Here is a 23,633-nt window from a genome sequence, read left to right on the forward strand (position 1 = left end):
TCAAACCGAGCACGACGAAGCCCGGCACCATGTTCATCTGCGCCTCGAACGGCCAACTGCCGATCGACGGATATCTCTGAAGCCGCATGTCCTCTCCCGACACCCGCGAAGTGATCCTCGAGGCCCGCGAACTCACGCGTGAGTTCGACGGCGTGAAGGCGCTCGACCGCTTCAGCTTCAAGCTGCATCGCGGTGAGGTGCTCGGTCTGCTCGGCGCGAATGGCGCGGGCAAGACGACCGCGATGAACTGCCTGCTCGGCCTCACGCTACCCACGTCCGGCGAACTGAACGCCTTCGGCATGCCGTTGCAGGCGAACCGCATTGAGATTCTGCGCCGCGCGAACTTCTCCTCCGCCTACACCGCGCTTCCCGGCAACCTGCTCGTATGGCAGAATCTCAGCGTGTTCGCGGGCATCTATGGCGTGCCAAATCCGAAGCAGAAGATCGCCGAGCTGATGGAGCTGCTCGAAATCGCGCACCTGCAGAAGCGTGTCACCGGACAGCTCTCCGCCGGCGAGTCCACACGCGTGAACCTGGTCAAAGCCTTCCTCAACGACCCCGAGCTGCTCATGCTCGACGAACCCACCGCGTCGCTCGATCCCGACATCGCCGACAAGGTGCGCAAGGTCGTGCGCAAGGTGCAGCGCGAGCGCAATATCGGCATCCTCTACACCTCCCACAACATGCGCGACATCGAGGAGGTCTGTGACCGCGTCATCTTCCTGCACAAAGGGAAGATCGTCTGCGAAGGCACGCCTGCGGATATCGTCGCCCAGTCCAGCAGCAGCTCGCTGGAGGACGTGTTCATCAAAATCGCCCGCGACGGTGAGATCGTGGATGAGCCGGAGAAGGAGAAAGCATCATGAATTTTTACGTCATCCGCGCGCTCGTAATGCGCTACCTGTTTCTCTACCAGCGCACTCCCATGCGACTGGTTGAACTCGTGTTCTGGCCCCTCGTTGATCTTGTCATTTGGGGAAACGTGACCGTCTTCATCCAGAAGAACAGCGATGAAAAGTTCGCCTCCTTCGTGCTCTTCTTTCTCGGGGCAATGATCCTTTGGGATATCCTGTTTCGTGCGCAGCAGGGCGTGGCGATCTCGTTTCTCGAAGACGTGTGGACGCGCAATCTGCTCAACGTCTTCGTGGCCCCCGTGCGCACAATGGAATACCTCAGTGCCACCTACATCGTCGGATTCCTGCGCATTCTGGTCACCTTTGTGGTGATGAGTGTGGTTTCGTGGTTCGGCTATAAGTTCAACGTCTTCCAGCTCCAATGGTGGCTGCTGCCGTTCTTCCTCAATCTGATGATCTTCGGCTGGTCGCTCGGCATGATTTCCACCGCGCTCATCCTGCGCTGGGGACAGGCGGCGGAATCACTCGCCTGGGCGGTGCCGTTCTTCATCCAGCCGTTTGTGGCGGTGTTCTATCGCGTCGAGGACATGCCCGCATGGTCGCGCCCCTTTGCCTGGCTGTTCCCTGCGACGCCGATCTTCGAGGGCATGCGGCACGTGATGGACACGGGTTCTGCGAGTTGGAGCATGCTCGGGCTATCCTTCGGCCTGAACGCCCTTTACCTGACACTCGCCGGCATGTTGTTCGTGCGCGTGCTCAACATCACCCGCAAACGCGGCCTGCTGACGAAGTTCGCGACGCAGTAGTCATTTCCAAACCCCCGCTGCACGCAGCACGGTCTCATGCACGGCAATGTCGTGCGCCGCATCCCACGCGAGCTTCTTCTCACCGCGCACGACTTTGGCCAGATCCGAAAACTCGCCGGCATAGCGATCCTTCGGCACATCGAGCTGGAACGACTGCGTGCCCTTCTTGTAGCTGCCTCGCGCCGTGGTGAGTGACAGGTTCACCTTCCCGCTTTCCAGCGGCACGATCTCGAAGGTTCCTTCGGTTCCGGTCACGTTGAACCGGCGACGAGGGCCGCCAAACGGATCTGCGTGATTGCAGCGGATCACTGCCGTGGCTTTGGGGTACTGCAGCACGGCCATCTGATTGTCTTTCACTCCATCGTCCTGGGTTGGCGTCGAAAAACCGATCACCGTTTGCGGCTTTCCCAAAAGCGTGACGACCGCGTCCATCACATGGCAGGCCAGCTCAAACATCCCGCCACCTTCGAGCTTACGAATGGCCCCACGCGTGCTGCCATTGGCCAGTTTGCCCATCGCAGCATCGATCTCGGTGATTTCGCCGAACCAGCCTTCGCGCACGGCCTGGAAGAGGAGTTCGAATGCCGGATTGTAGCGCAGCATGTAGCCCATCTGCACCGTCAGTCCGCGCTTCTCCGCGTCGAGCCGCATCGTCTTAAATTCGTCGTGGTTCAACGCGCCCGGTTTGTCGAGATGCACATGCTTGCCCGCCTGAACGCAGCGCATCGCCGTGGCGCAGGAATCTTCCACCCGAGTCTCCACCGCCACCGCCTTCAAATCAGGCGTGCTGAGCAGTTGCTCCTCCGTCAGCACTGGCACGCCGTCGTATCCTTTGTCAGACGCGACCACACCCACGACCTCCCACAGATCCGTCAGCGAACGCATCGCCGTCATCTTGCCCGCCGCATGCGCATGCTCCGTGCCGATCTGGCCGATGCGAAGCCTTGAAGGCGGAGTAGCGGCAAAAGCGGCCGTGCTGCAGGCGAGAAGGAAGGAGCGTCGTTTCATGATGATTCATCTGAAACGGCGCCGGAGGTCATTCTTCACTCAGAAAGCTTCATGGCGGCAACCACTGGCAGCTGAATGGGCAGCGTGACGAGATCGACGGTTCCGGCGACCACTCGCTCACCCGGGGTGACGTTGCCGCTGAATGAGTTCCGGAATTGCAGCCCGGTGCTGACGCAGTTGGAAAGGCATAGGCCGGCGAGGATCAACGGAAGCGCGATAAGGTTTGCTTTCATGATGAGCGTGCGGGTTGTCGCACGCCAAATCATGCCAGATCACCCGCCCGTTGCCGCATTGATGCTCTGAATGATGTCATCAGGGCAATGAATGCTAACTACGCCGCTTCCCGCCTCTCTTCGGCTTGCCGTATTTGACCTCCTGACGCGGTGGGATGGCACCGCTGTCGTCGGCGTTGAGGCCGGCGCGCTTTTTGAGTTCGCGGATCTGGTCGCGCAGGAGGGCGGCGCGTTCGTATTCGAGTTTCATGGCGGCCTCGGCCATTTCCTGTTCGAGTTCGCGGATCGTTTCGGTGATGGCGTAGTCGCCGCCGCCTTCGCGGACCACGCTCTCCTCGATCTCGCGGGCCTTGCCGAGGATCTGCAGGCTTTCCTGCACGGCGCGCTGCACGGTCTGCGGCGTGATGCCGTGCTTTTCGTTGTGCTCGGTCTGCACCTGGCGGCGGTAACCGCTGATGCTGAGCAGCGCTTGGATGCTTTTCGTTTGGAGATCGGCAAAGAGCACGACTTCGCCGTGGATGTGACGCGCGGCGCGGCCGGCGGTCTGAATGAGCGATGATTCGCTGCGGAGAAATCCTTCTTTGTCGGCATCAAGAATGCAGACGAGGCTGACTTCGGGAAGGTCGAGACCTTCGCGCAGAAGATTGATGCCGACGAGCACGTCGCAGTCTCCGGCGCGCAGGCTGCGCAGGATTTCGACACGCTCGATGGCGTCGATGTCGCTGTGCAGGTAGCGGACTTTGAGATCGAGATTGCGCAGGTAGTCGGTGAGGTCTTCTGCCGTGCGTTTCGTGAGCGTGGTGACGAGCACGCGTTCGCCTTTCTCGATGCGCTGGCGGCAGAGCTCAATGGTTTCATCGATCTGACCTTTGAGCGGCTTGATTGTGATGATCGGATCGAGCAATCCGGTGGGCCGGATGATCTGTTCGACGACCAGCGATCGGCCTTTGGTCGTGACATCAAATTTTTCGATGGGCTCGGCGCTGCCGCTGATGCGCACGGTTTTGGTGAAGGGTAGAGCATCGACACTCTTCGCGATGTAACCGGTGTTTCCCACCGTGCTGTTCTCCATTTCGAATCGTGACGGCGTGGCGCTGACGTAAACGAGTTGGCCGACCTTGCTCATAAACTCTTCGAAGCGCAGCGGGCGGTTGTCGAGGGCGCTGGGAAGCCGGAATCCATGCTCCACGAGCACCGTCTTGCGTGATTTGTCGCCTTCATACATGCCGCCGATCTGCGGGATGGTGACGTGGCTTTCGTCGATGAACATCAGCGGCGGCTCCTTGAAGAAGTCGAGCAGCGTGCCCGGCGTGGCACCCGGTTCGCGGCCGGTGAGGTGGCGGCTGTAGTTTTCGATGCCCTGGCAGAAGCCCATCTCCTGCATCATCTCGATATCGTACTGCGTGCGCATTTTGATGCGCTGCGCTTCGAGCAGCTTGCCCTCCTTTTCGAACCAGGCGACGCGCTCCTCCATCTCCTCGCGGATTTTCACGATGGCCTTGCGCAGCTTGTCGCCGGGCGTGACGAACTGCTTGGCAGGAAAGATCGTGTAGCTTGGCATCTTCAGCGTCACGGTGCCGGTGAGCACATCGACGACGCTGATGCGGTCGATTTCATCGCCGAAGAACTCAATGCGGATCGCCTCGCTCTCCAGATATGCGGGCACGACCTCGATCACATCACCGCGAGCGCGGAACTTGCCGCGCTGGAGCTGAACGTCGTTGCGCTCGTAAAGCATGTCCACCAGCTTGGTGAGGAGTGTCTCACGTGACATCTGCTGCCCCACATTGACCGGCAACATCATGCCCTCGTAGTCCTCGGGCGATCCCAAACCGTAGATGCAGCTCACGCTTGCGACCACGATCGTGTCCTGTCGCGTGAGGAGGGCACCCATGCTGGAAAGACGCAGGCGCTCGATCTCATCGTTTACCGCGCTGTCTTTTTCGATGTAGGTGTCCGTGCGGGCGATGTAGGCCTCCGGCTGGTAGTAGTCGAAGTAACTGACGAAGTACTCGACCGCGTTCTCAGGGAAGAAGTTTTTGAACTCCGAGTAAAGCTGCGCAGCGAGCGTCTTGTTGTGTGAGAACACCAGAGCGGGCCGGCCGACCTCCGCGATGATGTTCGCCATCGTGAAGGTCTTGCCCGAGCCCGTCACGCCCATGAGCGTCTGGTGCCGGTTTCCGGCACGGACGGACTTCGTCAGCTTGGCGATGGCCTGCCTCTGATCGCCCTGGGGCTGATACTCGGTGTTGAGCCGAAAGCCGGACATGGCGTGAAGGGAGGAGCGGCTCAGGGCATGCCCGAACCGGCCTCACTTGGCGCCGGCAGATCCGCTGGATCCACCTCTTCCGCCGCGGCCGGAGCCTTTTGAGCGTAGCGCTGCCTGTATTCCTTCCAAGAGATGAGCTTGCGGTCGGATTCGTCCCAGAGGCGCAGATTGATGCACTTCAGGCTCGACCAGAAGGTCATCGGTTTGACCGAATAGAACATCGGGTGCGAATTGTGGCAGCGCTCCAGGTAATAGTTGGGGATGCGTGAGCTGAGATGGTGCACATGATGGAAGCCGATGTTTCCGGTGAACCACTGGAGGATTTTTGGCAGCTTGTAGAAGGAGCTGCCTTCGAGCGCGGCGGTGGTGTAGTCCCAGTCTTCGCGATGCTCCCAGTACACGTCTTCATACTGGTGCTGCACATAGAACATCCAGATGCCCGCCATGCCGGCGAACATGGTGACAGGAAGCTGCATCAAGACGTAGTTTTTAAAGCCGAACAGCCAGCTCAGGGAGACGACCATCAGCAGCAGGGCGATGTTCATTGTCATGACGGAGGCGCGGTCCTTGCCCTTCGCACGCGGCGACGGGAAGCGCTGATGGACAAGGAACAGGAACAACGGGCCGACGCCGAGCAGCATGAAAGGATTGCGAATCAGGCGGTACCAGAAGCGGGTCTTCGGCGTGGCATCCTGGTATTCCTTCACCGTCATCGTCCAGATGTCGCCATCGCCGCGGCGGCTCAGATCACCGGAGGTGGCGTGATGCACGGAATGCTGCCAGCTCCAGTGCCCGTAGGGTGTGAAGGTGAGCATGCCGCAGATGAACCCAACGACGTTGCTGGCGGTTTTGGATTTGAAGTAGGAACCGTGGCCACAGTCATGAAAAATGATGAACACTCGCACCAGCAGCAGGCCGGCGATTGCGGCGAAGCCAAGCGTCAGCCAGTAGGAAACCGCCAGACTCCAGCACATCGCATACCACAGCAGAGCGTAAGGGACGAAGGTGTTGACGATTTGCCAGGTGGCACGGGTAATCGACGGAACCTGGAAGGGGGCCACGATTTTTTTCCATTCGGTTATGGTGGCCTGAGGCTGGGCTGGTGTCATCGCAGGTACGCTGGTCATGGTTGGTGGAGCGCGCTATGTAGCAGGTTTTTCAGAATAGTCCCGCGCTCAATTTGTTAAAAACCTCTCATTTTTGGTAATCTGGCGAAATGGCCCGGTTGACATGAAGCCCTCAGCCAGAGGCCACTACCCATCAATAGTCCCGAAACGGACCTCGTGGCTCGGCGGCGTCCATCTCGGCCCGCCAGGCCTCAAACCGGCCGCGCATCATCTTTGCGATCTCGGGCTTTTCGGCGCTCAGATCCTTCGTTTCCCCCAGATCGGTACTCAGGTCGTAGAGGCCGTTGCCCTTGGCGGACTCCAGCCACTTCCAGTTTTCAAACCGGGCCGCCTTGTCGCTCCGGCGCTGCCAGAACATCTCATTACGAGGGGATTTGGCTTCGCCGCGCAGAATTGGCAGCATGTCGAAACCGTCCAGTTTCACGCCTTCCGGTCCCTGAGACCCCGCTGCGGCCAGCAGGGTCGGCACGAATTCCAACGACGTCAGGAACTCGTCCGTCACCTTGCCCGCAGGCAGTTTTCCGGGCCAGCGGGCGATGAAAGGCACCCGCAGGCCGCCCTCCCACATGGTGCTCTTGCTGCCCTTCAGCGGGGCGTTGCCGCCGTTGCCGCTGCCACCGTTGTCGGAGATGAAAAGGATCAGCGTGTTGTCCTTCTGCCCGGCTTTGTCGATCGAATCCAACAAGGCGCCGATGGCTTCGTCCATGCAGGTCACCGCGCCGCAGTAGCGGGCGAGTTTCTCGTCCTTCACCTTGTCGCGATACATGGCGACGTACTTTTCCGGCGCCTGCACGCCGACTCCGGCCTTCTTTTTGCCCGCCTCGACATCCTCGGGGAATGAGGACGCGCTGTGCGGAGCATTGAAGCAGAGATAGAGGAAGAAGGGCTTGTTTCCGGCGTGCTCGTTGAGGAAATACAGCGACTCGCGGCGAAACACGTCGGTCACGTATTTTCCTTTGTCCTCCTGCGTGCGGGTGTTGCCGCGGAAGAGCGACGGCACGCCGTAGCGCTCGTGCGTGTAGTAGTCGATGCCGTTGTTGCCGTGGCCGTAGAAGAAATCGAAGCCGCGCTGCAGCGGCAGGAAGCGCTTCGCCTGACCCATGTCCCATTTGCCAACGCAACCGGTCGCGTAGCCGGCCTTGCGCAGCATGTCGCCGATCGTGATCTCGCGTACATCCAAACCGAGAGTCATCTCCGGCGACACCGCGTATTCCTCTTCGGAGAACGTGTGGCCAAAATTGACCATGTCATTGCGCACCATGTCGTAGAGACCGTTGCGCTGTGGGTAGCGCCCTGTGAGGATGCTGCCGCGCGATGGCGTGCAGGCGCACCACGTGACATAAAAGCTTGTTCCGCGCACGCCTTCGGCGGCCAGCTTGTCCAGGTTCGGCGTGATCAGCGGCTTCGTGCCGATGCACCCGAGATCGGGGTAACCTTGGTCATCGCTGACGATGAGAATGATGTTCGGCTGCGCGGCGAAACACGCAGCCGACAGAATCAGGAAGAGAAAGGCTCGCATGCCCGTCTCAACGCAGGCAGGTGGCGATTTACTTCACCTTGAAGAGCTCCACGTCGAAAATGAGCGCCTCGTTCGGGCCGATGTCGCGACCGGCACCACGCGGGCCGTAGGCGAGTTTCGATGGGATGTAGAATCGGAACTTCGAGCCTTCCTTCATGAGCTGCACGCCTTCGGTCCATCCGGCGATGACGCGATTCAGCGGGAACTCGATCGTTTCACCGCGCTTGTAGCTGCTGTCGAAGACCTTGCCGTCGATCAGGGTGCCTTCGTAGTGAACTTCAACGGTGTCGGTGGCCTTTGGGCTCTTGCCGGTGCCTTCCGTGATCACTTTGTACTGGAGGCCGGAGGCCGTGACTTTCACGCCATCTTTCTTGGCGTTGTCTTCGAGGAACTTTTCTCCTTTGGCGAGTGCGATGTCAGACATGATGGTTGTGGGGGTTGGTTTGGAACGGGGAGGCTAGCAAGCGATGCAAGAAATGTCGAATGACGAATGCAAAATGCCGCTACACTCGCGACATGAACCGTGACCGCCTTTTTTCGCAGCTCACCGCTCACAGCGGTCCGTTTGACATCGCGATCATCGGAGGCGGGGCCACGGGGTTGGGCGCGGCGGTGGATGCTGCCTCACGCGGGCACTCCGTGGTGCTCGTGGAGCAGTCGGACTTCGCCAAAGGCACCTCCAGCCGCAGCACGAAGCTGGTGCACGGCGGCGTGCGCTATTTGAAGCAGGGCAATGTCTCGCTTGTGCTCGAAGCACTGCGGGAACGCGGCTTGCTGGTGCGCAACGCACCGCATCTCGTGCACAGTCTGCAGTTCGTCATTCCGAGCTATCACTGGTGGGAAGGGCCGTTTTACGGCATCGGCCTGAAGATGTATGACGCGCTTGCAGGCCAGCTCGGACTGGAGCCGTCACGCTGGCTCACGCGGGACGACATCATCGAGCAACTGCCCACGTTGGAGACCAAGGGACTCGAAGGCGGCATCGTGTATCACGACGGACAGTTCGATGATGCGCGTCTCGCCATCCATCTCGCGCGCACGGCGGTGAATCATGGTGCCATTGCGCTCAATCACACACGCTGCGTCGGTTTGATGAAGGAGAACGGGCATGTCGTAGGCGTGAAAGCCGAATGCGTCGAATCCGGAGCGCAGCATGAGATTCGTGCGAAGTGCGTGATCAACGCCACGGGTGTGTTCGTCGACGATGTGCGGCACATGGACGATGAGAAGGCCGCCAGGATCGTCGCGCCGAGCCAAGGCGTGCATCTGGTGCTGCCGCGCGAGTTTTTGCCCGGCGACTCGGCGATCATGATTCCGAAGACGGACGACGGACGCGTGCTCTTCGCCGTGCCGTGGCATGGCCGCGTCATCGTTGGCACCACGGACACGCCCATGGAGCATGCGACGGTCGAACCGCGGGCGCTCCCGGATGAAATCGAGTTTCTCATGACGCACGCGGCGCGCTACCTCACCCGCGATCCGAGGCCGGGCGATGTGCTGAGCATCTATGCGGGTCTGCGGCCGCTGGTGGCGATGAAAAATGCGGAGTCCACGGCCGCGCTTTCGCGCGACCACACGATCCTCGTTTCCGATTCCGGTCTCATCACGATCACGGGTGGCAAATGGACGACGTATCGCCGAATGGCCGAAGATGTGGTCGACCACGCCGAATTGATCGCCGGAATCGGCGTGAAGCGCTGCGTGACGCATGAACTCATGATCCACGGGGGCGACACCTTGCTCGATCCGCGTGATCCGCTCGCGGTTTATGGCAGCGATGCGGCGGAGATTCGAGCCTTGATGGAAAAAGAACCCGAGTGGGCGGGCAAGGTGCATCCAAAGCTCGATCTGACCTGCGCGGAGGTCATCTTCCATACGCGTCACGAAATGGCGCGCACCGTGGGCGATGTTCTCGCACGTCGCAGCCGCTGCCTTCTGCTCGATGCGCAGTCCAGCATGTCCGCCGCACCTCGTGTGGCCGCGCTGATGGCCTCGGAACTCGGCTGGGATGCCGCAACGACCGCGCACCAGGTAGAGCGCTTTCAAACACTGGCCTGCGGCTACATTCTCGAAGCCTGATCTTGACCATCTATCACGCCGCATCTTCGCTGCGCGACCATGACCCCACTCCACCAACTTCGCGCAGGCATCATCGGCACAGGATTCATCGGCCCCGTTCATATCGAAGCCCTCAAGCGGCTCGGTGTGACGGTGAACGGCATCTGCGGCTCCACGAAAAGTGCGCGCAAGGTCGGCGACCTGTGGGGCATTCCCGAGATCTACGGCGACTACGATCGCGAGGCGATGTATGCCTCGCCGAACATCGACGTGGTGCACATCACCTCGCCGAACAAGGTGCACGTCGAGCAGTGCCTGAGCGCGCTGGCCATGGGCAAGCATGTCATCTGCGAAAAGCCGCTCGGCATGACGACGAAGGAAACGCAGCTTGTCGTCGATGCGGTGCGCAAAGGCGGCAAAAGAGGTCCGGTGTTCGCGGTGAACTACGTCTGCCGCTTCTTCCCCGCCATCCTGCAGATGCGCGCCATGGTCGCCCGCGGGGACCTCGGCAAGATCATCAACGTTCAGGGCCACTTCTTCCAGGACTGGCTGCTGCATGAGACCGACTACAACTGGCGGGTGCTCGCCAGCGAGGGCGGCAAACTGCGCGCCGTGGGCGACATCGGAACGCATTGGATCGATGCGGTGAGTTTTGTGCTCGGCGCGAAGGCGAACTCCGTCTTCGCCCACATCGAAACCTTCCACAAAACCCGCAAGCGTCCCAAGGGCGAGGTGCATTCCTTCGCCAGGGCGGATCGGAACAAGCTGATCGACTACAAGGTCGATACCGAGGACTTCGGCAGCGTGCTCTTGAAGTTCGGCAAGGCCGGGCACGGCTTCGCCGACGGCGTGCATGCGAACGCGAGCATCTCGCAGGTAGCCGCCGGCTGGAAGTGCAGCCTCAGCTTCGGCATCTATGGCACGAAGGGCAGCGTGCGCTGGGACCTGCAGGAACCGAACGAGATCATTCTCGGCCGCCGTGACGAACCGAATCAAATTCTGCAACGCGGCACGCCCGGATTTCTGGAGGACGTCGCCAACTTCACCGACTACCCGCCCGGCCACGCCGAAGGCTTCAACGACTGCCACAAGATGCACTACCGCGCCGTCTATGAGCACATCGCCAGCGGCAAAAAAACGGAACCCCTCTTCGCCACCGCCGCCGACGGCCATCATGAGGTCAAACTCTGCGAGGCGATCCTGCAAAGCAGCAAGGCGAAGACGTGGGTGAAGGTGTGACCGCTGCGATCATGAATAGTGCCTTTACTGTCTATTGGAGCCGTGTGCGTGTGCAACTAGCGGAAACTGGCTTGCCTGATACTCGGATCCCATTTTTATTCGGTGGTCCACATGTGTCACAACCGAGCTTTACCCGCGCAGGGGTTGGTGTTGGGGATGTCATTTATCCGATAACTTTACGTGGGCAATGCATTCATGTGCTTTGCCGGTTTGTGGTCGCTCGAATTCTGACTGTCGGTGACTTTATCAGAGAACATCCGGAGCGTTACCCAGCAGAATCGCATGGCAGATGGGAAGCTGAAACCTTAGACTCCGCTGCGCAACGCCACCCTTGGCACAGAGCCGTTTGCTGGACTTGTTCCGACCACGTCTTGCTGCCAAGCGTGGTTTCAGCATTTGAGACAGCTCGAACGGTTCCAGCCGATGTTTTGCAGAGACTCACTTACAGTTCAAAGAAAGCTGAACGAGCTATGAGGTGGGCTGCCGATGGTAAAACGCCCTTGCTGGGAAGCATTGATCGCATCTATCGACTCGCTCCCACTTCTGCACAGGATTTCGCTAACCTATTGGCTGGTGCAAGTTGAGGGGCTTGGATTGTTGCCCGTAACCTCAAATCATCCAATCCCCAGCGCCTTGCGGATCGCGAGCGCGTCGTTGAGCGCTTGGTCAATCGTGTCGCCGAGGACGGTGAAGTGGCCCATTTTGCGGCGGGCGCGGGCTTCGCGTTTGCCGTAGAGGTGGAGCTTGGCGCGTGGATGATTCAACACGGGCGACCAGTCGGGGTGGATGAGAGGGGCGGGCCAGATGTCGCCGAGGAGATTGATCATGACAGCGGGCGTGTGCTGGGAGGCATCGCCGAGCGGCAGGCCGCAGACGGCGCGCTGCTGCTGCTGGAACTGATTCGTGCGGCAGGCGTCGATGGTGTAGTGGCCGCTGTTGTGCGGACGCGGAGCGATTTCGTTGACGATGACCTGGCCGTCGGTGGTGACGAACATCTCAACGGCCATGGTGCCGATGTAATCGAGCCCTTCGGCGACGGCCTTCCACAGTTCGACCGCCTGCGCGATGATCTGCGGCTCCACACGGGCGGGGGCGATGGTAACGTCGAGGATGTGATGCGTGTGCTGGTTCTCGACGCAACCATGCGTGGCCATGCTGCCGTCGATGCCGCGTGCGCCGACGACGGAGACTTCGCAAACGAAGCTGACCCATTGCTCGACGACGGCGCGATGGCCTTCGAAGCCTTTCCAAGCGTCCGCGAGATTGGTCTCGGCGGTGACTTTGCACTGGCCTTTGCCGTCGTAGCCGAAGGCGGCGGTTTTGATGACGCAGGGGCGGCCGAGTTCGGCCACAGCAGCTTCGAGGCTCTTCAAATCATCGACGACGCGGAATGGCGCGCAGGCGATGCCTTGGTCGCGGAGGAAATTCTTTTCTCGTTCCCGATGCTGCGTGGTGAACAACGCCTTGGAACTCGGGCGCAGCGGTTTGACGGCCTCGACGGCCTGCAGGCACGATGCGGGAATGTTTTCAAACTCAGCGGTGACGACATCGACCTGCTGCAAAAAGCGGTTCAGGGCCTCGGTGTCGTCGTAGGACGCATTGATTTCGGTGTCGGCGAACTGGCCGGCGGGGCAGCCCTGCGGTTCGTCGGTGAAGATGGCGATGCGATGACCGGCGCGGCGTGCTTCGAGGGCGAGCATGCGTCCGAGCTGACCGCCGCCGAGGACTCCGATCGTCGAAGGAGGCGGGAACATCATTTCTTCGGTTCGACTTCGAGTTCCTTCTGGCTTTCGAGCACCTTCTGCGTCTGCCGTTCGCGGAAGGACTTCAGCTTGGCAGCGAGATCAGGATTTTCGTTCGCGAGCATCGATACGGCGAAGAGCCCGGCATTGAGCGCTCCGGCATTGCCGATGGCGAAGGTGGCGACGGGGATGCCACCGGGCATTTGCACGATGGAGTAGAGGCTGTCCATACCGCTCAGTGCACGGCTTTGCACCGGAACGCCGAGAACGGGCACGGTGGTCATGCTGGCGGTCATGCCGGGCAGATGCGCGGCACCGCCGGCGCCGGCGATGATGCACTTCAGACCGCGTTGCGAGGCGGTGGTGGCATAATCGTAGAGAAGTTGCGGCGTGCGGTGTGCGCTGACGACTTTCTTTTCAAAGGGCACGCCGAAGTCCTGCAGCACCTGGGCGGCGTTTTGCATGGTGGGCCAGTCGGAACTGGAACCCATGATGATGCCCACGAGGGGCTTGATGGCGGGGTCTGTGCTCATCGGGAAGGCTGGCAGGATGGCGGGGGGCGGGGCAGCGTCAAATCTTCGATTTGGCGGGAGCGAAAAGCCGTGCCATGTGAACAGCGCATGACTTTTCTCGACAAGCTGAATCAACGCATCGCCAAAACCGGATCGAATCTCTGCGTGGGGCTCGATGTACGGGCGGAAAACGCCGAAGAAGCGACCAAGCAGTGGATTCTCGATGTGATCGCGCAGACCGCGCCGTTTGCCGCGGCGTTCAAGCCGAACTCGGCCTATTTCGAAGCGCTGGGCTGGCGTGGGGTGAAGATGCTGGAGGAGATTTTGAAGGAGATTCCGAAGGAGATTCCGATCGTGCTCGATGTGAAGCGGGGGGACATCGGGGAAACGCAGGGCTACTACGCGAAGGCCTGTTTCGACGTGATGAACGTCGATGCGGTGACGCTGAACGCCTACATGGGCCGCGACACGCTGGAGCCGTTTTTGAAATACACGGACAAGGGGCTGTATCTGCTCGGGGTGACGTCGAATCCGGGTGCGAAGGACATCGAACTCCAAAAGACCGGCGACCGGCAGGTGTATGAACTTGTGGCCGAGATGACGAAAGGCCATCCGCAAGCCGGACTGGTGGTCGGTTTGACGAATGCCGCCCCGGACGTGCTGGATCATATCCCAGACGTGCCGCTGCTGATTCCGGGTCTCGGGGCGCAGGGCGGCGATCTGGCGGCGCTTAAGGGGAGCGGTCGCAAGGCGCCGTTGCTGGTCAATGTGTCGCGGGGCGTTCTGTATCAGAAGGACGATCTGACCTTCGCCGCCCGGGCTGAGCACTGGATGCGCCAGATTCAGCAGGCGCTGAGCTGATTCTTTCAAGTTTGAGAATGGCGAAAACGATACGCTGAAGCCGCTTGCCAGATGCGTATTCAGGCGGATGGATGACATCTCGGTCATTCCAACCCTCTGATCGTACCTATGGTCTTCGACCTCAGCGAGCACCTCAAAACCCCTCTTCAGCGACGCATCTACCGCCTGCTGGGCCCCGCTGTTGAAACGGCGCTGGGTTTGCGTGGCTTTGATGAGTTCTACCAGGAGTCGGCGCGGCTTTTTCGCGCACATCCGCAGCATCCCAAGGTGTTTGCATGGTTTGATTCGGTGGCGCATGCGCTCAAGCTGCAGGAAGAAGTGGATCTGCCGGCCGAGTTTGAATTTCCGGACAAAGGGCCGTTGATCATTGTCGCCAATCATCCGTTTGGAGTCATCGATCCTGTCATGCTGTCGCGCTGGGCCGCGCAGTTCCGTCCTGAGCTGAAGGTCATGACAAATTCACTCATGCTTGCCATGAAGGAGCTCGAAGGACATGTGATCCCGGTCGATCCTTTCGGCGGCGAATCGGCAGCAAAGAAGAATTTGGCACCGATGAAGGAGGCGATCCGTCTGCTGCGCGGCGGTGGAACGCTGGTGATCTTTCCGGCAGGCGAAGTGGCCGCCTACAAGCCCGGCCGTGGCATCAATGAACCGGTCTGGAGCAATCACGTCGGGTCGCTGGTGCGGCGCACGCAGGCGACGGTATTGCCGGTTTATTTCCCAGGATCGAATAGCGCGCTGTTTCACGCCGCCGGAATGATTCACCCGCGCCTGCGCACGAGCCTGTTGCTGCGCGAGTTTTGCAACCGGGCCAACACGCCGGTGCCCATGCGCGTGGGGCACCCAATCCCGTATTCACGTCTGAAGAAGTTCGAGGATGATGAATCGCTCACGCGCTACCTGCGCATCCACACCTTTGTGCTGCATCAGCGCGGCAAGGAAAAGAATGCAAAGCTGACCGTGGCGGGTGAAAACATCACCATCACTCCGCCATCTGAAATCCAGCAGGAGCGCATGGCGGAGGAAATCGACCGCATCCGTGCCCGTGGGGGTCTGCTTGTGGGGCAGGGGAACCTGTCCGTCTACCAGGCACATTCGCATGAGATTCCGACGCTGCTGCCGGAGATCGGCCGTCTGCGTGAGATCACCTTCCGCGAAGTCGGTGAAGGCAGTGGCAATGAGGTCGACCTCGACAAGTATGACCGCTACTACGAGCACCTTATCCTCTGGGACGAGGAGAAGGAGCAGGTCGCCGGCGCCTACCGCCTAGGCCGTGCGGACGTAATCCTGCGCGAATACGGTCCAAAGGGGCTCTATACGAACACGCTGTTCCGGTTTGAAAAACCCTTCCTGGCCAATCTCGAACACGCCGTGGAGATGGGGCGCAGCTTCATCATCAAGGCCTACCAGCGTCATCTGGCCTCCCTGCCGCTGCTGTGGAAGGGCATTGCGCACTGGATCGCACGCAATCCGCGCTACAAGAAGCTGTTTGGCCCGGTGAGCATCAGCAAGGACTACAGCAGCCTGTCGCGGAAGATGATCGTGGAGTTCCTGCAGGACAACCGCATGCATCCGAACCTCGCCAGCTTCGTGAAGCCGCGCAATCCTTTCCGCTACATGCGCACGCGGAAGATGATGCGCGAGTTCATCAGCGCCGATCTGCAAAACGTGGACGACTGCTCCGCGCTGATCTCCAGTCTCGAGACGGACGGAAAGGGCATTCCGACGCTGCTGAAGCATTATCTCAGGCTGAACGCGACACTGCTGAGCTTCAACGTGGACAAGGATTTCTCCTCGGTCGTCGATGGTCTCATCATGGTGGATTTCACCGAGACCGACGCCCGCCTGCTGGCCAAGTATATGGGCGAGGAAAACTGCCGCGAGTATCTGGCGCTGCACAAAAAAGAGGCGGCCTGACTTCAGGCCGCCCCGTGGAGGCAAAACAGGTAAAAGGTTATTTGACCGAGCCGTTGGCGGTGGCGACTTCAGGCTCGACCAAGCCGTAGTCGCCGTCTTTGCGACGGAACAGGATGGCCAGGCGATGCGTCTGCTGGTTGTGGAAGAGCACAAACGGACGGTCGCTGATTTCGAGGTCCATGATGGCCTCGTCGGCATAGAGCGGACGAATTTTATAGGCTTCCTTGTGCACGTAGGACGGCTCCAGATGGTCTTCTTCGGCATGCACGGCTTCCTGATGGAACACGTGTTCTTCGAGATGGCGGATGGAGCCAATGGATCCCTCCTTGCGCGGGCGGTGGTTCTTGAGCAGGCGCGTCTTGTACTTGCGCATGCGACGGGCGATCTTGGCGATGCTTTCGTCGATGGAAGCGTAAACGTCTTCGGAAGTGGACTTGACCTCGATCACGATGTGATCGGCGCAGAACAGGATGATTTCAGCGATCTGGTGACGGTGGTTCTGCACGTCGAGAATGACCTTGGCCTCAATGATGCGCGGGTAGTCGAGGTGAAGACTCTCCACTTTCTTGTGGGCGTAATCGCGGATCGCCTCGGTGACGTCCATATGACGTGCCGTGACGATGATGGGGAGGTTGACGTTGTGTTTTTGCATGGTGGTTTGTCCGGGTTCGGGGTTGGAATTAAGTCACATGGTGAAGCCCTCGCCCAAATAGAGTCGGCGGGCTTCGTCATCGTTGACGAGAAAATCTTTGCTGCCGTGACGGCGGACCCTGCCCTCGAAAATGAGATAGGCACGGTCCACGATGTTCAGGGTTTCACGCACGTTGTGGTCGGTGATCAGGATGGCGAGCCCCGCCTGGCGCAGCATGCGGATGATGTCCTGAATCTCACTGACAGCGATGGGATCGACGCCGCTGAACGGCTCGTCGAGCATGAGAAGTTTTGGTGAGGTGACGAGCGAACGGGCGATGGTGAGACGGCGCTTTTCGCCGCCAGACAGCGTGATGGCGAGGTTCTCGGCGACATGGTCGATGCCGAATTTTTCCATCAGGGACTGGGTCTGGTCCTCGCGCTCCTGGCGTGTGTAAGGCTGCGTCTCCATCACGGCCATGATGTTTTCCCGCACGGTGAGCCGGCGGAAGATGGACTCCTCCTGGGGCAAGTAACCCATGCCGAGCCTCGAGCGCATGTACATCGGTTCGTTCGTGGCGTCTTTGCCATCGAACATGACCTTGCCGCCGTTCGGCTGCACGAGGCCGACGATCATGTAGAAGGTGGTCGTCTTGCCGGCGCCGTTCGGGCCGAGCAGGCCGACGATCTCGCCGCTTTTGACTTCAATATCGACGCCGTTCACCACAGCACGTCCGTCATAGACCTTTTTCAGACCTTCGGTGTGCAGCAGCATGTTCCCATTCTGCTCGTCCGCCCCATTGGCTGTGCTCGGCGTCGCATCGGGCTCAGCCAGGGAGGGTCTGGCTTCCTGACTGTCGACGCTCGTCGATCTCTTCTTTCTTGGGGCCATGTTCACTGCTGTTGGGGGACCATGCCGCCGCGGCTCTTGGGGGTGGCGTCCTCCCCCTGCAGAATGATCGTCTCGTTGCCACCGGTGGTGGTGAGCTTGCCTCCCTTGTCGATGATCATGACGCAGCCTGCTTCGGTGGCTTTGTGCAGCTGGTTGCCCGCCTGCACCTGCGGCCAGTCATAGAGCGTGGTGATGCCGGTTTTGCCGTCATACACGAGATGCTTGCAATGTCCGATCTGCAGTTCGCCGTCTTCGGCAATTTTTTCGATGGTGACCATCGGGCCGCGGGCGTCGGCCTTGTCGATGGGTGGCGGGGCGTTCTCTTCCTTTTTGGCTGGCGCCAAAATGTCGGAGTCTTTGGAAGGAGGGGCGGTGTTTTTGGATTTGGACGCATTGAGGACGCCGCCCTCCTGCTTGGCCATGAAGAGTTCCAGTTCCTCGCACTCGATGTACATCTGCGGGTGGCGTGCTCTCACGTCGCCGGTATAGATGCCGTAGCCGAGATTGGCATCAAAAAAGGCGCTCTTTTGAGCCGTGATGAGGATCTGGCCTTTGGTGGCCTTGGGCGTCTCGTCCAGATTCAGAGGTTCCAGCGGTTTCGGCTGCGGGCCGACCGGCGGTGGAGGCGGGGTGTCAACCAGGGTAGTGCCCGGCGTGGCGGCTGCGGGTTCGGGGGTGGTGGTGGCAGCAGCGTCCGTGGACTTGCTTTGCATTACAGCCTGCGCGGCCTGGAGGGCCTTCTGTCTCATCTCAGCAGCTTCGGGGGAGATCAGCATCTCCTTGGCCTTGTCCTTCACCTCATCAGGCACTTGTTTCACGGCCGTCTTGGCTGCATCGATCGCCTTGGCCTTCGTCTCCTCATCCACCTTCTTCTTTCGAAAATCAAAGAGAGGGCGAGTGCCTCCGGGGCCTTGTGCCCATGCGCCGACGCTGCCGAGCAGCAGGGCGATGCAGAGAATGGAGGACGTCTTCATGTCACTTGGTGGGGCGTGGTTTGGATGGGGAGGTTCCCTCGCCGCTGAGACTGCCGCTGTCAAAGATCACCATGCGGATGTTTCCAGTCATGCGGCCCTGATTCTTGGCGGTGTCGAAGATGAGGCCGTCTCCCTCGATCTCGAAATCTGGGCGGCTCACGCGGCTGCGTTCGGTGCTGCGCAGGACGCCGCCGCTGGCGGCCATCTGGTAAAAGGCGGTCTTCAAATCGATTCGCAGATCTTTCCCAGGATCGGCGTTGAACATCTGCACCACGAGTTTTTCCGCGTAGAGGCGCTCGTCATCCACCCGGCGCACCACGTCGGCGGTGATCAGGGAGGTGCGGCGTCCGGAGGCGTCGAAGGACGGGATGACCGCGCCTTTGTTCACCGCGCCCGGCGGCACCATTTTCAGGAAGGCGCCCATGCCGGAATCGTCCGCTGCGGGCTGCTCGCCGAGGGCAAACATGGCCAGACCGACCAGCACGCCGAGCGTGACGGAAAGCGCCAGTCTGCGGCGTTGAAGCAGTTCAAGAGATGTCGCGAACAAGGCCATGAATCTTCCGCAAGGTTTCCACCACTTCCGCGATCTGTGAAAGGGGGATTTGGTTGGGGCCATCTGAAAATGCGTTGGCCGGATCGGGGTGTGTTTCCATGAAAACACCGTCGCATCCCGTGGCCACGGCCGCACGGGCGAGCACCGGGGCCAGCTTGCCGTCACCGCCGGTCGCAGTGCCCAGTCCGCCCGGACGCTGCACACTGTGTGTTGCATCCATCACGGCCCGATAGCCAAGCTCGCGCATCCAGTAGAGCGAACGCATGTCGGCCACGAGATTGTTGTAGCCGAAGGTCGTGCCGCGTTCGGTGAACATAAAGTTCTGACAGCCGGCGCTGACCAGCTTGTCGGCGATGTTTTTCACATCCCACGGCGCGAGAAACTGGCCCTTTTTCACATTTACGGTACGTCCCGTCTCGCCTGCAGCGACGATCAAATCGGTCTGGCGGCAGAGAAAGGCGGGGATTTGCAGCAGGTCGATGTGCTCGGCGGCCTTTTTCGCCTCTTCTGCGGTGTGGATGTCCGTGGTCACCGGCACGCCCAGCTTCGCGCCGATCTGCGCGAGCAGCTTGCTGCCCGCTTCACAGCCGAGGCCGCGATAAGACGAAATGGCGCTGCGGTTGGCCTTGTCATAGGAGGCTTTGAAAATCCAGCGCCAGCCGTGCTGTTTCCCCATGGCATCGAGTTTTTCGGCGACACCCCAGATGAATTCTTCGCTTTCGATCACGCACGGTCCCAAAATAAACACCGGCTCCGTGCCATCCATCGACACCGCCCCAATTTTCACCACCGGAAGAGAGAACATCCCCATAAAAACTTAAATTTGATCCTGTGAGCCTCGCTCCAGAATCGGTTTGAAGTTTTCCAACCCCGTTGCGCGGCCCGCTGGTTCAAAATGTAGCGGGCAGGGCGGGGAAGACAACGGAAGATTCTGGGCCAGTTCACCTGTCCGTCCGCCGCACTTCGAGCTCCACCTGCAGAGCTGTGGTGGCTCCTGGCGGGCCGTCGAAATGTCCGGTGATCGGGGCGGCGTCAGCATAATCGCGACCTGTGGCGATTTTGATGTGACGTTCGTCGGCGAGCGTGTCGTTGGTGGGGTCGAGGCCGAACCAGCCTCTGCCGGGCACATGAACTTCCACCCAGGCATGCGAGGCCTGGGCGCCGCGCAGATGTGAGTCGTGGCCATTGTATAGATAACCGCTCACATAGCGGGTCGGAATGCCGAGGCTGCGGCAGATCCCGATCATGAGGTGCGCAAAGTCCTGGCAGACCCCCTGTTTGGTCTCGAGCACCTCGCTCATGTGTGTGGAGACGGTGGTCGTGTTCGGCGCGTAGGCCCAGTTTTTGTAGATATGATGCATGACCGCCCCGGCAGCTTCGAACACATCATCGCATTCATCCCGAATATCGATGCCAAGTCGCCAGATCTCGGGCGAGACATCCACGTAACGACTGCCGCCGAGAAATGGCACGACCATGTCATCGAGGTCGGTTTTCAGCGTGGCGAACTTCACGCCTGTCGGGTGGCCGTCAGCGTAGGGATTCGTGGTGTTGATCGTGCACTGCGCCTCGATGGTGAGGTCGAGGTGCGGCTCTGGAACATCGAAGTAGTGAACGTAGTTGAGCCAGTCGTCGCGGAAGTGGCGCAGACGGGCCGGTGGATTCACGTTCAGGAGGAAGAATTCCAAACGCGCCTTGTTGTCGGTGACGGGACGCAGGCGCAGTTCGTTGTAGCTGTCGCGCACCGGCGCACGATAGACATAGCGTGTGCGGTGGAAGACTCGGAATCGCATGGACGGCGGCGTCGGCTCCTTACGTCAGTTCTACTGTTGCTGTTGAATTTGTGCGTCCTCGTCCGAGTGCACATGATAGGCTCCGAGTGGCTGTGTTGGCGTGCTTTCCAGAGGTCCATCGTCTTTCAAAGGAGTAAGGTCGGCGTAAAGCACGAAGGTTTGGAAGATCGCCTCGCCAATGTCATTCAGACGTGTCTGCAACGCGTCGATGTACTCATGCAGGCCGAAGGCGAGCACTTCATCGACGGTGGTGTAGGCCAGGTCGGAGCGCAGACGGCCTGCACGACGCACGGGTGCCGGCATGTGGTGCAGCGAACCGACACCGCACAGACATTGCAACGTTTGATGGAGCTCGACGACGCAGCAGGCGACCGAACGCGGGAAGGTTTCGTCGAGCAGGAGGTATTCGATGATTTTTTTCGGATCGAGCTTGCTGTGCTCCGCCTGGAATGCATGCCACGCGGAACATGAACGCAGCAGCGCGGCCCAGCGCAGTGGTCGGGACTGCGGATGCGGCGGCATGTCCATCGAAATGGCCGAGCAGGTGTCGATCAGGCGTGACATCTGGTCCGCGCGTTCGATGCACGTGCCCAGCCGGAGGAAATGCCAGACCTCGCCACGCGGCGTGGTGGAGTCGGCGATGCCTTGGAACTGATACGAGCGACGCAGCACGCGCTCGTAGAAGGCGGCGTTCTGGTTGCGGAAGGTGCTGCGGCCCTCGTTCGACTCCACAAAGAGACGCAGGCCGTTCAGGCATTCCCAGACGTCATCCGAAATCTGATCACGCACGGTGCGCGCATTTTCACGCGCGGCACGGATGCTGTTGAGGATTGAATTAGGGTTCTCAGGACGCAACGCGACGAACGCGGCCACGTCACGTCCTTTAATTTTCTTGTGAACGGCGGTGTAAGCTTCTTCATCGCCCGTGGTGGCGAGAATGGGGCGCCAGAACTGCTCTTCGTCCAATCCCTCGGCTCCGGCATCCAGCAGAAGGTCCTGTGTGGAAAGCAGGAGGCGGGAGAGGTTCTCGGCGCGTTCGACGTAACGCGCCATCCAGTAGATGCTGTCTGCGACTCGGCTAAGCATGGTGTTCAGGCGGCGAGTTGAGTTGAGGCGGCTTTGTCAGAGCACTCGTCCCAGAGCACCCAGGTGTCCTTGCTGCCGCCGCCTTGAGAGGAATTGACCACCAGCGAGCCTTTTCTCAGCGCCACGCGCGTCAGGCCGCCGGGGACGACACGCACGCGGTCGCCGTAGAGCACATAGGGTCGCAAGTCGATGTGACGTCCTTCGAAGTGATCATCCACAAACACCGGATGGCGCGAGAGCTGCAGCACCGGCTGGGCGATGTAGTTGCGCGGGTTGGCCTTGATGCGGTCGGCGAAGTCGGAGCGCTCTTTTTTCGAGGCGCTAGGGCCCATGAGCATGCCGTAGCCGCCGGATTCGTTCACCGCTTTTACGACGAGCTTTTCGAGATTGTCCAGTATGTAGGCGCATTCCTTCTTCTTGATGCCCAGGTAGGTCTTTACGTTTGGCAGGATGGGCTCCTGATCGAGGTAGTACTCGATCATCTTCGGCACGAGCGCGTAAACCGCCTTGTCGTCAGCCACGCCGGTGCCGATCGAGTTTGCGAGCGCCACGTGGCCCTTGCGATACGAATTGATGATGCCCGGCACGCCGAGGAGCGAGTCTTTGCGGAAGACGAGCGGGTCGAGGAAGTCGTCGTCGATGCGGCGATAAATCACATGAACCTGCTCCAGACCCTTGGTCGTGCGCATGAACACACGGTCGTTGCGCATGATGAGATCACGGCCCTCGACGATCGGCACGCCCATCTGCTTGGCCAGGTAGCAGTGTTCAAAGTAAGCGCTGTTGTAGATCCCTGGCGTGAGCACAACGACCGTCGGATCGAGCACGCCCTTCGGCGCGAGATGCTCGAGCGTTTCACGCAGCATGGTGCCGTAGGTGTCAACAGGACGCACGGGAAGCGATTGCAGCAGACCCGGGAAGGCGCGCTTCATCGCGTGGCGGTTTTCCAGCATGTAGGAGGCGCCGGAAGGGCAGCGGCCGTTGTCTTCGAGCACGAAGTACTCGCCCTTGTCATCGCGCACGAGGTCCGTGCCGCAGATGTGGATGTAGATGCCGTGCGGCACCTTCACGCCTTTGAACTCGGGGCGGTAATGCGAGGCGCTGAGCACGAGTTCCTCCGGGACGGCTTTGTCCGTGAGGATTTTCTGCCCGTGGTAGATGTCGTTGAGGAAAAGATTCAGCGCCGTGATGCGCTGGATGAGTCCGGCTTCGACCCGCTCCCACTCCCGCTGCGGGATGATGCGCGGCATGAGGTCGAAGGGGAAGATGCGCTCCGTGCCTTGATCGTCGCCATAGACCGTGAAGGTGACGCCCATCTTGAGGAAGGCGGCATCCACGGCTTTTTGCAGCGACGAGTAGTCGCCGGGGGTCAGGCTGCCCACATTTGACAGCAGCGCCTCGTAATGGGAACGCGCAGCTCCGGGCGCGGAAAAGACCTCGTCGAAGAACTTGCCTGGTTGGTAGTCGTTAAACAGTGACGACATGAGATGATATTACTTAGCAGGGGTTGTGCCAGAGTTCGAGAGGCTTTGCAAATTGCGTTGTGTGGCGGGCAGCCTG

Annotated in this window: 21 protein-coding genes and 1 pseudogene; 6 read left to right on the top strand and 16 right to left on the bottom strand. The window is 60.2% G+C overall.

The window, feature by feature from the left end:
- Positions 1-86 precede the first annotated feature (86 nt).
- Positions 87-866 carry an ABC transporter ATP-binding protein gene (locus tag KDL09_RS14750; protein WP_294386528.1) on the top strand — a complete coding sequence of 260 codons (780 nt, stop codon included), beginning with the start codon at positions 87-89 and terminating at the stop codon, positions 864-866.
- Complete coding sequence (locus tag KDL09_RS14755) at positions 863-1,660, top strand: ABC transporter permease (protein ID WP_294386531.1); 798 nt, start codon at positions 863-865, stop codon at positions 1,658-1,660. Before KDL09_RS14750 ends, KDL09_RS14755 begins: the two co-directional genes overlap by 4 nt.
- Here KDL09_RS14755 and KDL09_RS14760 read toward each other — a convergent pair whose 3' ends face one another.
- The 6 genes and pseudogenes from KDL09_RS14760 to KDL09_RS14785 all read right to left on the bottom strand — a co-directional run.
- A complete protein-coding gene (locus KDL09_RS14760) occupies positions 1,661-2,668 on the bottom strand; it encodes a Gfo/Idh/MocA family oxidoreductase (RefSeq protein ID WP_294386533.1) in 1,008 nt (335 codons plus the stop codon).
- A gap of 35 nt (positions 2,669-2,703) precedes the next feature.
- The gene (locus KDL09_RS14765) at positions 2,704-2,901 is read right to left on the bottom strand and encodes a hypothetical protein (protein WP_294386535.1); all 198 of its coding nucleotides are present in this window, start codon (positions 2,899-2,901) and stop codon (positions 2,704-2,706) included.
- Positions 2,902-2,995: 94 nt separating this feature from the next.
- Positions 2,996-5,170, bottom strand: coding sequence for an excinuclease ABC subunit UvrB (gene uvrB / locus KDL09_RS14770; RefSeq protein ID WP_294386537.1), 2,175 nt, complete (start codon positions 5,168-5,170; stop codon positions 2,996-2,998).
- A gap of 20 nt (positions 5,171-5,190) precedes the next feature.
- Positions 5,191-6,297 (bottom strand): fatty acid desaturase, encoded by a 1,107-nt coding sequence (locus KDL09_RS14775; RefSeq protein WP_294386538.1) that lies wholly within the window; start codon positions 6,295-6,297, stop codon positions 5,191-5,193.
- Positions 6,298-6,430: 133 nt separating this feature from the next.
- On the bottom strand, positions 6,431-7,816 hold the full coding sequence (locus tag KDL09_RS14780; RefSeq protein WP_294386541.1) for a sulfatase-like hydrolase/transferase: 1,386 nt from the start codon (positions 7,814-7,816) through the stop codon (positions 6,431-6,433).
- A gap of 28 nt (positions 7,817-7,844) precedes the next feature.
- Positions 7,845-8,219: pseudogene (locus KDL09_RS14785) on the bottom strand (FKBP-type peptidyl-prolyl cis-trans isomerase); the annotation flags it as partial.
- A 113-nt stretch (positions 8,220-8,332) separates the two neighbouring features.
- Here KDL09_RS14785 and KDL09_RS14790 point away from each other — a divergent pair.
- Both KDL09_RS14790 and KDL09_RS14795 read left to right on the top strand, forming a co-directional pair.
- The gene (locus KDL09_RS14790) at positions 8,333-9,895 is read left to right on the top strand and encodes an FAD-dependent oxidoreductase (protein WP_294386546.1); all 1,563 of its coding nucleotides are present in this window, start codon (positions 8,333-8,335) and stop codon (positions 9,893-9,895) included.
- A gap of 39 nt (positions 9,896-9,934) precedes the next feature.
- The gene (locus KDL09_RS14795) at positions 9,935-11,113 is read left to right on the top strand and encodes a Gfo/Idh/MocA family oxidoreductase (protein WP_294386548.1); all 1,179 of its coding nucleotides are present in this window, start codon (positions 9,935-9,937) and stop codon (positions 11,111-11,113) included.
- Between the two features lie 614 nt (positions 11,114-11,727).
- Here KDL09_RS14795 and KDL09_RS14800 read toward each other — a convergent pair.
- Positions 11,728-12,870 carry a 5-(carboxyamino)imidazole ribonucleotide synthase gene (locus KDL09_RS14800; RefSeq protein WP_294386550.1) on the bottom strand — a complete coding sequence of 381 codons (1,143 nt, stop codon included), beginning with the start codon at positions 12,868-12,870 and terminating at the stop codon, positions 11,728-11,730.
- Complete coding sequence (gene purE / locus KDL09_RS14805; protein ID WP_294386552.1) at positions 12,867-13,388, bottom strand: 5-(carboxyamino)imidazole ribonucleotide mutase; 522 nt, start codon at positions 13,386-13,388, stop codon at positions 12,867-12,869. Before purE ends, KDL09_RS14800 begins: the two co-directional genes overlap by 4 nt.
- Before the next feature lie 87 nt (positions 13,389-13,475).
- Here purE and pyrF point away from each other — a divergent pair, with 87 nt between their 5' ends.
- Both pyrF and KDL09_RS14815 read left to right on the top strand, forming a co-directional pair.
- Positions 13,476-14,228, top strand: a complete 753-nt coding sequence (gene pyrF, locus KDL09_RS14810) for an orotidine-5'-phosphate decarboxylase (protein ID WP_294386555.1) — start codon at positions 13,476-13,478, stop codon at positions 14,226-14,228.
- Between the two features lie 108 nt (positions 14,229-14,336).
- Complete coding sequence (locus KDL09_RS14815) at positions 14,337-16,145, top strand: lysophospholipid acyltransferase family protein (RefSeq protein WP_294386556.1); 1,809 nt, start codon at positions 14,337-14,339, stop codon at positions 16,143-16,145.
- A 37-nt stretch (positions 16,146-16,182) separates the two neighbouring features.
- On the opposite strand, the gene raiA is transcribed toward KDL09_RS14815, so the two are convergent.
- The 8 genes from raiA to KDL09_RS14855 form a co-directional block, all read right to left on the bottom strand.
- Positions 16,183-16,797 carry a ribosome-associated translation inhibitor RaiA gene (raiA, locus tag KDL09_RS14820; protein WP_294386558.1) on the bottom strand — a complete coding sequence of 205 codons (615 nt, stop codon included), beginning with the start codon at positions 16,795-16,797 and terminating at the stop codon, positions 16,183-16,185.
- A gap of 33 nt (positions 16,798-16,830) precedes the next feature.
- Positions 16,831-17,550, bottom strand: a complete 720-nt coding sequence (gene lptB / locus KDL09_RS14825; RefSeq protein WP_294386561.1) for an LPS export ABC transporter ATP-binding protein — start codon at positions 17,548-17,550, stop codon at positions 16,831-16,833.
- 119 nt (positions 17,551-17,669) lie between these two features.
- A complete protein-coding gene (locus KDL09_RS14830) occupies positions 17,670-18,641 on the bottom strand; it encodes a hypothetical protein (RefSeq protein ID WP_294386565.1) in 972 nt (323 codons plus the stop codon).
- 1 nt (position 18,642) lies between these two features.
- Entirely contained in the window at positions 18,643-19,194 is a 552-nt protein-coding gene (locus KDL09_RS14835) for a hypothetical protein (RefSeq protein WP_294386567.1), read from the bottom strand.
- Positions 19,169-19,999: a 3-deoxy-8-phosphooctulonate synthase gene (gene kdsA / locus KDL09_RS14840; RefSeq protein WP_294386570.1), complete on the bottom strand. Its 831-nt coding sequence runs from the start codon at positions 19,997-19,999 to the stop codon at positions 19,169-19,171. Before kdsA ends, KDL09_RS14835 begins: the two co-directional genes overlap by 26 nt.
- 136 nt (positions 20,000-20,135) lie before the next feature.
- Positions 20,136-20,987: a transglutaminase family protein gene (locus tag KDL09_RS14845; protein WP_294386572.1), complete on the bottom strand. Its 852-nt coding sequence runs from the start codon at positions 20,985-20,987 to the stop codon at positions 20,136-20,138.
- Between the two features lie 30 nt (positions 20,988-21,017).
- A complete protein-coding gene (locus KDL09_RS14850) occupies positions 21,018-22,073 on the bottom strand; it encodes an alpha-E domain-containing protein (RefSeq protein WP_294386575.1) in 1,056 nt (351 codons plus the stop codon).
- 5 nt (positions 22,074-22,078) lie between these two features.
- On the bottom strand, positions 22,079-23,557 hold the full coding sequence (locus KDL09_RS14855) for a circularly permuted type 2 ATP-grasp protein (protein ID WP_294386577.1): 1,479 nt from the start codon (positions 23,555-23,557) through the stop codon (positions 22,079-22,081).
- Positions 23,558-23,633 lie beyond the last annotated feature (76 nt).

The organism is Prosthecobacter sp. (genome assembly GCF_020439865.1).
Classification (GTDB): domain Bacteria; phylum Verrucomicrobiota; class Verrucomicrobiia; order Verrucomicrobiales; family Verrucomicrobiaceae; genus Prosthecobacter.